The organism is Micrococcus sp. KRD128, assembly GCF_017168395.1.
GTDB classification, from domain to species: Bacteria; Actinomycetota; Actinomycetes; order Actinomycetales; family Micrococcaceae; genus Micrococcus; species Micrococcus luteus.
Map to the genome: position 1 here is coordinate 11,281 of NZ_JABFAX010000014.1, position 10,788 is coordinate 22,068.

Sequence of the window (10,788 nt, forward strand, 5' to 3'; positions counted from 1 at the left end):
GACGGGGGTGGGGCGGTGGGGTGGGCCTCAGGTGAGCGCGGCCACCAGGTGGGCCAGCGGCGTGGCCAGCACGATGGTGAGCGCCACGCGCTCGACCCAGATCACCAGGAGGTGCCACATCTTCACGGGGATGTCCGTGGCCAGGATGGCAGGAACCACCGCGGAGAAGAAGATGATCGCGGAGACGCAGACGACGCCGATCACGAACCGGGCGACGAGGTCCTCGTGACCGGCCGCCATCGTGGCCGGGATGAACATCTCGGCGATCGAGGTGGCGGAGGCCGAGGCCAGCAGGCCGGGGTCGGAGTAGCCGAGCGCCCAGAACAGCGGGTAGAAGATCACGCCGATCCACTCGAACACGGGCGTGTACGTGGCCAGGACCAGGGCGATCAGGCCCACGGACATGATGGAGGGCAGGATCTGGAGCACCATCACGAGGCCGTCCCGGAAGTTGACCCAGATGTTCTTCGGCAGGGACGGGGCCTCGGCGAGGGTCTGCTCGGCGGCGCGACGGGCCACGCGGAAGCGGTCCCGGGTGACGGCCTGCTCGGGCGAGTGCACCACGCCGGGGTACACCTCGTCCGGGATGCGGCTCAGCGGCGGGATGCGCACGGTGATGGCCGTGACCACGAACGTCACCACGAGGGTGCCGAAGAAGTACCAGAGCCAGATGTCCATCAGGCCCAGCGTCTTGGCGACGATCACCATGAAGGTCGCGGACACCGTGGAGAAGCCGACGGCGATGATCGCCGCCTCGCGGGCCGTGTAGCGGCCGCCGGTGTACATGCGGTTCGTCAGCAGCAGGCCCAGGGCGTAGGAGCCCACGAAGGAGGCGACGGCGTCGACGGCGGCGCGGCCGGGCACGCGCCAGATCGGCCGCATGGCCGGGCGCAGGTAGACGCCCACGAACTCCATGAGGCCGTAGCCGATCACGAGGGCCAGGAAGACGCCGCCGATGGGGACGATCAGGCCCACGGGCACCACGAGCTTGTCCATCAGGAACGGGCCGATGTTCTTGTCCAGGATCCAGCTCGGGCCCACGCCGAACACGACCATCGCCGAGGCGACCAGGCCGAGCACGGCGAGGAACGCGAAGACCGTCCGCGTGGTGCTGGTCCGCCAGCGGCCCGAGGCGAACGGGTACACGGCGCCGGCGGCGATGATGGCCAGGCCCACCCAGCGGTCGGCCGGGCCGAGCAGCCCGCGCACCCAGGTCACCAGGTGGTCCAGGGGGATGGAGCTCGCCCCGTTGATCGTGACGGGCACGAAGAACATGACGATGCCGATCGCCGAGTAGACGATCATGCGCCAGCGCGCCGGCGGGCGGGGCGCGTCGGCCTCGATCGCGGCCATCGCGGTGGTGTCGGTGTGCAGCTCGTGGTCTGCGGGGCGGGACGAGTCCATCGTGGTGTCCTTTCGATCGCGAGCCGGACGGGCGTCCGCCCGTCCGGCTCGCGGCGGTGATGTCGTCGGACGGCGACGGCGCGGCGGCACCGTCGTCGTCCGACGACGTGACCGGGGTCAGTCCCGGATCGTGGCCTCCATGGGCACACGGACGCCGCGCTCGGCGGCGACCTCGACGGCCCGGGAGTAGCCCGAGTCGACGTGACGGAAGACACCCATGGCGGGGTCGTTGGTCAGCAGGGCGGTGAGCTTGGCCGCGGCCAGCTCGGTGCCGTCCGCCAGGCCGACCTGGCCGGCGTGGATGGAGCGGCCGATGCCGACGCCGCCGCCGTGGTGGATCGACACCCAGGTGGCGCCGGAGGAGGTGGCGGTCAGCGCGTTGAGCAGCGGCCAGTCGGCGATCGCGTCGGAGCCGTCCAGCATGGACTCGGTCTCGCGGTACGGGGAGGCCACGGAGCCGGAGTCGAGGTGGTCGCGGCCGATCACGATCGGCGCCTTGACCTTGCCCTCGGCCACGAGCTGGTTGAAGAGCAGGCCGGCCTTGTGGCGCTCGCCGTAGCCCAGCCAGCAGATGCGGGCCGGCAGGCCCTCGAACTCCACGAACTCGGCGGCGCCGTCGAGCCAGCGGTGCAGGTGCTCGTTCTCGGGGAACAGCTCCTTCAGGGCCTCGTCGGTCACACGGATGTCCTCCGGGTCGCCGGACAGCGCGGCCCAGCGGAACGGGCCGAGGCCCTCGCAGAACAGCGGGCGGATGTAGGCCGGGACGAAGCCCGGGAACTCGAACGCGCGGGAGTAGCCGGCCTTGCGGGCCTCGTCGCGGATGGAGTTGCCGTAGTCGAACACCTCGGCGCCGATGTCCTGGAAGCCGACCATGGCCTCGACCTGGCGGGCCATGGACTCCTGGGCCTTCTTGGTGAAGGTGTCCGGGTCGGCCTCGGCCTCGGCGTGCCAGTCCTTCTCGTCGATCTCGATCGGCAGGTAGGACAGCGGGTCGTGCGCGGAGGTCTGGTCGGTGACGATGTCGATCTCGACGGTGCCGGCCTTCTGGCGCTCGAGCAGCTCGGGGAACACCTCGGCGGCGTTGCCCACGAGGCCCACGGAGACGGCCTCGCCGTTGCGCTTGGCCTGCATGACGCGCTCGACGGCCTTGTCGATGTCCGTCTCCACCTCGTCCAGGTAGCGCTTGCCCATGCGGCGGCGCAGGCGGTCCTCCGAGACGTCCACGATCAGGCAGACGCCGCCGTTGAGGGTGACGGCCAGGGGCTGGGCGCCGCCCATGCCGCCGCAGCCGCCGGTGAGGGTCAGGGTGCCCTTGAGGGAGCCGTCGTAGCGCTTGCGGCCGATCGCGGCGAAGGTCTCGTAGGTGCCCTGCAGGATGCCCTGGGTGGCGATGTAGATCCACGAGCCGGCGGTCATCTGGCCGTACATCATCAGGCCCTCGGCCTCGAGCTCGCGGAAGGTCTTCCAGTCGGCCCAGTCGCCCACCAGGTTGGAGTTGGCGATCAGCACGCGGGGAGCCCACACGTTGGTCTTGACGACGCCGACCGGCTTGCCGGACTGCACCAGGAGGGTCTCGTCCTCCTCGAGGTCCTTGAGGGTGGCGACGATGGCGTCGTAGGCCTCCCAGGAGCGGGCCGCGCGGCCGGTGCCGCCGTAGACGACGAGGTCCTCGGGACGCTCGGCGACCTCGGGGTCCAGGTTGTTCATGAGCATCCGCAGCGGGGCCTCGGTCTGCCAGGACTTGGCGGAGAGCTCGGTGCCGCGCGGGGCGCGGATGGTGCGGGACGGGTCGTGCTGGGTGAAGCCCACGGCCATGGCAGTTCCTCTCGACGGGGTGCGTGCGCCGCCGGGACGGGTGGCCCCGGTGATTTCACGGCTCGGCATGCACTTTCCGAACATTGAAACAGTGACTCGGCTCACGCGCAAGCCCGATCCGCGTGTCCCACACCCGTTACGCTCCCTCTCATGACCACCACCCCCACCGCCTCGACGCGCACCGTGGACCGGGCCCTGGACCTGCTCGCCGCCGTCACCGAGCAGCCCCGGCTGAGCCTGACCGAGGCCGCCCGCGCCACGGAGCTGCCGGCGTCCACGGCGCTGCGCCTGCTGCGCAGCCTCGAGGGATCCGGCTTCGTGGCCCGCGACGACGACGGCGCCTACCGCCCCGGCGTGCGCCTCATCCAGCTCGGGGCGCGGGCCTTCTCCCGGGACTCGCTCGTGCAGCTGGCCCGCGGGCCGATGGACCACGTCGTGGCCGCCACGGGCGAATCCGTCTACCTCTCGGTGACGACCCCTCCGGACTCCGCCGTCTACCTGGCGATCGTGGAGGGCACGCACTCGGTCCGCCACACGAACTGGGTCGGACGCACCGTCCCCCTGGCGGGCACGGCCGTGGGCGACGCCCTGCGCGGCAGCGTGGCCGCGGGGGACTACACGCTGCGCACCCGTTCCGTGGAGAAGGACGTCACCTCGCTGTCCGCCCCCATCAGCGTGGCGGGCACGGTGGTCGGGGCGCTCAGCACGCTCGTGCCGGCCTACCGCTGCACGGACGAGCTGGCGGACCGGTGCGGGGCGGCCCTCGTCGCCGCCACCGGCGAGCTCGCGCACCTGCTCGGGGCGGCCGACACTCCCAGGGAACACCCAGTCGACTCCCCTGGAAAGCCCAAGGCGACTTCGTAGGCTGAAGCCACCTCATCGAAGGTGCGAGTGATGACGGAGAAGGCCCCGGGCCCGGCGAGAGCCGGGACCGGGGCCTTTCTCTGTGACCGGCGCCCGAGGCACCGGGTCCGGGGATCAGCGGCGGGAGGAGACGACGCCCGCCCAGAGGCCGCCGAGCAGGCCGGCCACCGGCAGCATCCAGAACAGGTGCAGGCCCGACCCGTAGAGGACGGTGTTGGAGAACACCGCGAACAGGCCCACGGCGCCGAGGAAGCCGCCGACCACGCCACCGACCACGTAGCGCACGACGGAGCGGGCGGCCCCGCCCATCAGCAGCACGATCAGGTAGCCGGCCGCGCCCGCCAGGGCGCCGCCCACCAGGCCGAACATGAACGACTGCACCAGCACGACCCAGCCGTGGCCGGTCTCGCCCAGCGCCACGGAGCCGTTGGGATCACCCAGGCCGCCGGTGAGCACGCGCACGACGTCGCCGATGATCACGACGAGCACCGAGACGAGGATGACGCGGTTGGTGAAGCCCCAGCCGTCCACCGGGCGCAGCGGCTCGAGCACCTCCTCCTCCACCACGGCGTGGCGCACGGGGCGGGTCGGGGCGGTGTGGGCGTTCGCGGTGTGGGGCTGGACGGCGTGGCTGCCGTCGGCGTTGATGGTCATCTCTGATCTCCCGTCCCGCCCCGGGCGGGGCGCGTTCCGGGCGCCAGGGCGCCCGTCTGGTTGCACGTCTGACGTGATTTTAGGCTTTTCCCAGCCCGAGGGGGTAATGGTGACCCGTCCGCCGGGCGGGGCGGCTCAGAGGACGTCGGTGCGGCGGTTGGCGAGCGAGGGGAGGAACTCCCGGACCTCCTCGATCCGCTCGCGGGTGACCTCCACGGTCACCACGGCCTCCCGCTCGTCGGCGAGCTCGGCGACGGGCAGCGCCAGCGGGTCCACGATCATCGAGTGGCCCACGGTGCCGTCCGAGCACGTGTCCGCCGCGGCCACCCACACCGTGTTCTCCACCGCGCGGGCCTTGAGCAGGGTGCGCCAGTGGTCCACCTTGTGCTCGCCGGAGAACCACGCCGCGGGGATCACGAGCACGTCCGCGCCCTCCACCGCCAGACGCCGGGACAGCTCGGGGAAGCGCAGGTCGTAGCAGGTGAGCAGACCCAGGCGGAGCCCGCCGAGCTCGATCGCCGCGACGCCGCCGTCGCCGGGGGTGATCCGGTCCGACTCGCGATGTGCGAACGCGTCGTAGAGGTGGAGCTTGCGGTACGCACCCAGTCGGGTGCCGTCCGCGCCCACCGCCAGCAGCGTGTTGTAGGGACGCCGGTCCGGGCCCGGCTCGTAGCCGCCCGCGACGACGGCGATCCCGTGCTCACGCGCCAGCGCGGCCAGGCCCGCGGCGAACGGCTCCCAGGCCGTGGCGACGGCGTCGGGGAACTCCTCCCCCACCTCGCGGGCCCCGAGCATGGCCTCCTCGGGCAGCACCAGGAGGTCCGCCCCCTCGCCCGCGGCGCGGGCAGCGAGGCGGGCCATCACGGCCAGGTTCGCCTCGACGTCGCCCCCGGGCCCGAACTGTCCCACGCTGATCCTCATGCCCCCAGGGTAGCCAGGCCCCCGCCGGTGGCCGTCACCCCTGGTCAGCGCCGCGGCCAACCGCCACGCTGGAAGCCGGGCACGACGTCGGCCCGCAGCGCCCGCCGTCGTCGTCCGCCCCCGATCCGCGCGGCACCGCGCGGCACGTCGACACCACAGGAGCAGACGCGATGACCACCCAGCAGCCCGACATCCCCGGCACGCCGGGGCCGATCACCCCCGACCTCGAGGAGCACACCGCCCTCACCCACCCGGACCAGCCCGTGGCCGTCCCGGCCCCGGACCAGCGCGGTCCGGCCCAGGTCTCCCCCACCGGCCAGGACACCGGCGCCGACCCCGCGACCGCCGCGCAGGGCTGCCCGTACCTGACCACCGCGCACGGCGTGCGCCTGCAGGACTCGGACCACTCGCTCAAGGCCGGCCGCCGCGGCCCCACCCTGCTGCAGGACCACCACCTGCGGGAGAAGCTCAGCCACTTCGACCACGAGCGCATCCCCGAGCGCGTGGTCCACGCCCGCGGCGCCGGCGCCCACGGCGTGTTCCGCGGCTACGGCACCGCCGCGAAGATCAGCCGGGCCGGACTCTTCGCCAAGGACAAGGAGACGGAGGTGTTCGTCCGCTTCTCCACCGTGGCCGGCTCCCGCGGCTCCATGGACCTGGCCCGCGACACCCGCGGCTTCGCCACCAAGTTCTACACGGACGAGGGCACGTGGGATCTGGTGGGCAACAACATCCCCGTGTTCTTCGTGCAGGACGCCATCAAGTTCCCGGACGTCGTGCACTCGGTGAAGCCGCACCCGGACCGGGAGATCCCGCAGGCGCAGTCCGCGCACGACACGTTCTGGGACTTCGTGTCCCTGCACACCGAGGCCCAGCACCACACCCTGTGGAACATGTCCGACCGCGGCATCCCGCGCTCCTACCGCATGATGGAGGGCTTCGGCGTCCACACCTACCGCCTGATCGCGGCGGACGGTTCCACCGTGCTGGTCAAGTTCCACTGGAAGCCGATGCTCGGCGTGCACTCCGTGACCTGGGAGGAGGCGCTGCTCACCAACGGCATGGACCCGGACTTCCACCGGCGTGACCTCGCCGACGCGATCGAGGCCGGCGCCTTCCCCGAGTGGGAGCTCGGCGTGCAGGTGTTCGAGGACAACGAGGAGCAGATGTTCGAGGGCATCGACCTGCTCGACCCCACGAAGCTGGTCCCGGAGGAGCTCGCCCCCGTGCAGCCCCTCGGCCGCATGACGCTGAACGCCAACCCGTCCAACTACTTCGCGGAGACGGAGCAGGTGGCCTTCAACCCGGCCAACCTCGTGCCCGGCATCGACGTCACCAACGACCCACTCCTGCAGGGCCGCCTCTTCTCCTACCTGGACACGCAGCTCACCCGCCTCGGCGGGCCGAACTGGAACCAGCTGCCCATCAACCGCCCGCACGCCCCGGTCAACGACATGCTGCGTGACGGCTTCCACCAGAGCGCCGTGCATCGCGGCGTGGCGCCGTACCGGCCCAACTCGCTCGACGGCGGCCTGCCGTACGAAACCCCCGCGGACGACCACGCGTTCATCGAGCACCCGGAGCCGCTGCCGGCCTCGGTGAAGGAGCGCGCGCACGCCGCGTCCTTCGACGACCACTTCTCGCAGGCGCGCCTGTTCTTCCTCTCCCTCTCCGAGGTGGAGCGCGAGCACGTGGCGCAGGCGTACACGTTCGAGCTCGGCAAGTGCTACGAGCAGACCATCCGCGAGCGCCAGCTGGCCCACCTCGCCGCGATCGACACGCGACTGGCCCAGCAGGTCGCGGACGGCCTGGGCATCCCCGTTCCCGCGCCGACCGAGACCCCGGCCGACGTGCAGCCCTCCCCCGTGCTGTCCCAGATCGGCGGCGCGTGGCCGCTCGACGGCCGTCAGGTCGGCGTCGTGGTGGGCGAGTCCGTGGACGAGAAGGAGCTGGACGCCCTCGTGCAGGGCATCCACGGTGCGGGCATGGTCCCGCTGGTCATCGCGCCGAAGGGCGGCCCCGTGGCCGGGGAGATCGTGGCCCAGCGGACCTACCTGACCGCCGCGTCCATCGAGTTGGATGCCGTGGTCGTGGCCTCGCCGGCGGCCCCCGCCGCCGACGCCGCCCCCGGCCTGGACCAGAAGGCCGGCGCCGCCGACCCCGAGGCGGTGGACCCGCGCGTCATCAAGGTGCTGCAGGAGATGTGGCGCCACTCCAAGGCGATCCTCGCCCTCGAGCCGGCGGAGGCCGTCCTCGCGGCCGCCCAGGTGTCCGGCAAGGGCGTCGAGTCCGCGGCGGACGGCGCGGCCGCCGTGGCGGCGCTGAAGCAGCTCCTGCCCGCGCACCGCGTGTGGGACCGCTTCCCGACGACGGGCCGCCTGGCCGACTGACCGGCGGACCCCCGGGCGCTTTCGAACGTGAGATAGGGCCTATCTCACGTTCGAAAGCGCCCATTCGCCCTCTTTCACGTTCGAAAGTGCAGGCCAGGGCGGGCCGGGCCGGGGCGGCGGGCCGGGTCAGTCCTCGATGAGGTCCCGGACCTGGACCACCTGGTCGCGGCCCGGGCCCACGCCGATCGCGGAGATCCGGCAGCCGGAGAGCTTCTCGAGGGCCTCCACGTAGCGCTGGGCGTTCAGCGGCAGATCCGTGAACGCGCGGGCGCCCGAGATGTCCTCGGTCCACCCGTCGAAGTGCTCGTAGACCGGCTTCGCGTGGTGGAACTCGGTCTGGGTCATGGGCATGCGGTCGTGGCGCACGCCGTCCACCTCGTAGGCCACGCACACCGGGATCTTCTCGATGCCGGTGAGCACGTCCAGCTTGGTGAGGAAGTAGTCCGTGAAGCCGTTGATCCGCGCGGCGTAGTGGGCCATGACGGCGTCGTACCAGCCGGTGCGCCGCGGGCGGCCGGTGTTCACGCCGAACTCGCCGCCGGTGGTGCGCAGCTGCTCGCCCATCTCGTCGAAGAGCTCCGTGGGGAACGGGCCGGCGCCGACGCGCGTGGTGTAGGCCTTCACGATGCCGATGGTCCGGGAGAAGCGGGTGGGGCCGATGCCCGCGCCCACGGCCGCGCCGCCGGCGGTCGGGTTGGACGAGGTCACGAACGGGTAGGTGCCGTGGTCCACGTCCAGGTAGGTGGCCTGGCCGCCCTCCATGAGCACCACCTTGCCCTCGTCCAGGGCGTCGTTGAGCAGGTTCACGGAGTCCACGACCATGGGGCGCAGGCGGTCCGCGTAGCCCAGGAAGTACTCGGCGATCTCGTCCACGGTGACGGCGCGGCGGTTGTAGAGCTTCACCAGCAGCTCGTTCTTCTGCCGCAGGGCGCCCTCGATCTTCTGGCGCAGGATCGACTCGTCGAAGATGTCCTGCACGCGGATGCCCAGGCGGGCCACCTTGTCCATGTAGGCGGGCCCGATGCCGCGACCGGTGGTGCCGATCGCGCGCTTGCCCAGGAACCGCTCGGTCACCTTGTCCATGGTCTGGTGGTACGGCGCCACGAGGTGGGCGTTGGCGGAGATCTTCAGGTGCTCGCACGAGTGGCCGCGGGACTCGAGCCCGTCGATCTCCTCGAACAGCGCCTCCAGGTTCACCACCACGCCGTTGCCGATCACCGGCACCGCGTTGGGCGAGAGGATGCCGGCGGGCAGCAGCTTGAGCTCGAACTTCTCCCCGTTGACGACGACGGTGTGGCCGGCGTTGTTGCCGCCGTTCGGCTTGACGACGTAGTCCACTCGCCCGCCCAGCAGGTCGGTGGCCTTGCCCTTGCCCTCATCGCCCCACTGGGCTCCGACGATCGCGATCGCTGGCATCTGCATCTCTCCTCAGGGCCGCGGGTCGTCCCGGACCGGCCCGTACATGGAAAACGCCCCCTTGCGGTGCGCACGGAGGCCGTACCCCCGAATCCTACCAGCGTGACGGATGCCACCCTCTGGCTACGCTGGCTCCATGAGCACCGCAGCGCCCCACGCCCAGCACTCGGACTTCGCCTCCCCGACCCCCGCCCGCAAGGGCCCGAGCGTGGGCACGTGGCGCCCCTGGGCCGTGCTGCCGTGGGCGCTGGCCCTGCTCGCCCTGCCCTTGATCGCGCTCGCCCTGCGCTCCAACTTCGGCGCGAACGGCTGGATGACGGTCATCTACATGGTCTTCGGCGCCCTGCCCCACGAGCTCTTCCTCATGCTCATGGTGGGGAGCCTGTTCCTCCTGCCCCGCGTGAACCCGCTGGACGAGCAGCGGGGCGGCATCCGGCTGGGGCGCCTGCTGCACACGCTGCTGGGCGTCTCCTGGGGGTCCTTCGCGCTGGCCGCGATCCTCTTCCCCGACGGCGGCGACCACCCGGACTCCGGCGCCACGACACCGGTGCTCATGGACCTGCTCGGCAAGAGCACCGCGATGGACGTCGGCCTCGTGGGCGGCCTCGCCCTCGCGGCCGTCAGCGCGCTCACCGGTCTCGCGGTGATCGTGGTGTGCGTGGTGCGGCGGATCCGCGCCGCTCGCTGAGCACGCTCCCGACGACGACGGTCAGCGAGTTCCCGTTCCTCATCGTGAACCAGGCCGCGTGATCGACTACTTCGCCGAGTACGCCGAGCGCGGCTCGGCCTGACCGAGCACCCGCCGGACACCGCACCGGCCGCCCCGGATCGACGGGGCGGCCGGCGCGGTGCCGTCTGTCCTCCTGTCCGTCCGTCCGGGGGTTCAGGCGCGGGTGCGGCGGGCCCGGCGGGCGGCGGCCTGCTCGACGGCGTCCAGGTAGGCGATGCCCTTCGCGCAGCAGCCACCGAGGCAGCAGTCCTCGTCGAGGTCGAAGTCGGCGGGGTCCACCTCGTCGATCGGCCCGTCGTCCGCGGCGCGGTGCTCGGCGCTGATGCGGTCGGCGATGACGCGCCAGGACGGGACGCCGGCGCCTCCGTCCACGGCGTCCTGTTCGTCGGTCATGACGGTCCTCCTGCGCGGGGCGCGGCTGGGGCGGGGCGGTGTCGGGCGCCCCCACGCTAGCCGATCCTGCGGCCGGCTCCGGAGCCGGCCGGCTCAGGCGTTGGCCGGCTCGGCCGTGCCCGCGCCCCGGCGGCGCGGCGCCGGTGACGGCGAGGGCGACGTGCCGCCCCGCGTCGAGGCGTCCTCGACGCCGCCCTCCCC

Annotated in this window: 9 protein-coding genes; 3 read left to right on the forward strand and 6 right to left on the reverse strand. The window is 72.1% G+C overall.

The annotated features are described in order from the left end of the window. Positions 1-27: 27 nt before the first annotated feature. Together J1M44_RS06170 and hutU are read right to left on the reverse strand one after the other, a co-directional pair. Positions 28-1,404 carry a YjiH family protein gene (locus J1M44_RS06170; RefSeq protein ID WP_081091335.1) on the reverse strand — a complete coding sequence of 459 codons (1,377 nt, stop codon included), beginning with the start codon at positions 1,402-1,404 and terminating at the stop codon, positions 28-30. A gap of 117 nt (positions 1,405-1,521) precedes the next feature. Further along, a complete protein-coding gene (hutU, locus tag J1M44_RS06175) occupies positions 1,522-3,219 on the reverse strand; it encodes a urocanate hydratase (RefSeq protein WP_144824587.1) in 1,698 nt (565 codons plus the stop codon). 150 nt (positions 3,220-3,369) lie between these two features. Here hutU and J1M44_RS06180 point away from each other — a divergent pair, with 150 nt between their 5' ends. Further along, complete coding sequence (locus J1M44_RS06180; protein WP_144824586.1) at positions 3,370-4,083, forward strand: IclR family transcriptional regulator; 714 nt, start codon at positions 3,370-3,372, stop codon at positions 4,081-4,083. A 114-nt stretch (positions 4,084-4,197) separates the two neighbouring features. On the opposite strand, the gene J1M44_RS06185 is transcribed toward J1M44_RS06180, so the two are convergent. Then, entirely contained in the window at positions 4,198-4,737 is a 540-nt protein-coding gene (locus J1M44_RS06185; protein ID WP_002857637.1) for a hypothetical protein, read from the reverse strand. Positions 4,738-4,872: 135 nt separating this feature from the next. Next, on the reverse strand, positions 4,873-5,658 hold the full coding sequence (locus J1M44_RS06190) for a carbon-nitrogen hydrolase family protein (protein WP_144824585.1): 786 nt from the start codon (positions 5,656-5,658) through the stop codon (positions 4,873-4,875). Between the two features lie 170 nt (positions 5,659-5,828). On the opposite strand from J1M44_RS06190, the gene J1M44_RS06195 reads away from it, so the two are divergent. Beyond that, positions 5,829-8,048: a catalase gene (locus J1M44_RS06195; RefSeq protein WP_044658657.1), complete on the forward strand. Its 2,220-nt coding sequence runs from the start codon at positions 5,829-5,831 to the stop codon at positions 8,046-8,048. A gap of 126 nt (positions 8,049-8,174) precedes the next feature. On the opposite strand, the gene J1M44_RS06200 is transcribed toward J1M44_RS06195, so the two are convergent. Then, positions 8,175-9,464, reverse strand: a complete 1,290-nt coding sequence (locus J1M44_RS06200; protein WP_098471820.1) for an adenylosuccinate synthase — start codon at positions 9,462-9,464, stop codon at positions 8,175-8,177. 136 nt (positions 9,465-9,600) lie between these two features. Here J1M44_RS06200 and J1M44_RS06205 point away from each other — a divergent pair, with 136 nt between their 5' ends. Then, the gene (locus tag J1M44_RS06205; RefSeq protein ID WP_098471101.1) at positions 9,601-10,152 is read left to right on the forward strand and encodes a hypothetical protein; all 552 of its coding nucleotides are present in this window, start codon (positions 9,601-9,603) and stop codon (positions 10,150-10,152) included. 195 nt (positions 10,153-10,347) lie between these two features. Here the strand turns inward: J1M44_RS06205 and J1M44_RS06210 are convergent, their stop codons facing one another. Then, positions 10,348-10,587, reverse strand: a complete 240-nt coding sequence (locus J1M44_RS06210; RefSeq protein ID WP_049161781.1) for a hypothetical protein — start codon at positions 10,585-10,587, stop codon at positions 10,348-10,350. Positions 10,588-10,788: the final 201 nt, after the last annotated feature.

Coding starts and splice junctions, on each gene's coding strand:
- J1M44_RS06200 (WP_098471820.1), bottom strand. CDS start 9,464: ATGCCAGCGATCGCGATCGTCGGAGCCCAGTGGGGCGATGAGGGCAAG.
- J1M44_RS06205 (WP_098471101.1), top strand. CDS start 9,601: ATGAGCACCGCAGCGCCCCACGCCCAGCACTCGGACTTCGCCTCCCCG.
- J1M44_RS06185 (WP_002857637.1), bottom strand. CDS start 4,737: ATGACCATCAACGCCGACGGCAGCCACGCCGTCCAGCCCCACACCGCG.
- J1M44_RS06170 (WP_081091335.1), bottom strand. CDS start 1,404: ATGGACTCGTCCCGCCCCGCAGACCACGAGCTGCACACCGACACCACC.
- J1M44_RS06190 (WP_144824585.1), bottom strand. CDS start 5,658: ATGAGGATCAGCGTGGGACAGTTCGGGCCCGGGGGCGACGTCGAGGCG.
- hutU (WP_144824587.1), bottom strand. CDS start 3,219: ATGGCCGTGGGCTTCACCCAGCACGACCCGTCCCGCACCATCCGCGCC.
- J1M44_RS06195 (WP_044658657.1), top strand. CDS start 5,829: ATGACCACCCAGCAGCCCGACATCCCCGGCACGCCGGGGCCGATCACC.
- J1M44_RS06210 (WP_049161781.1), bottom strand. CDS start 10,587: ATGACCGACGAACAGGACGCCGTGGACGGAGGCGCCGGCGTCCCGTCC.
- J1M44_RS06180 (WP_144824586.1), top strand. CDS start 3,370: ATGACCACCACCCCCACCGCCTCGACGCGCACCGTGGACCGGGCCCTG.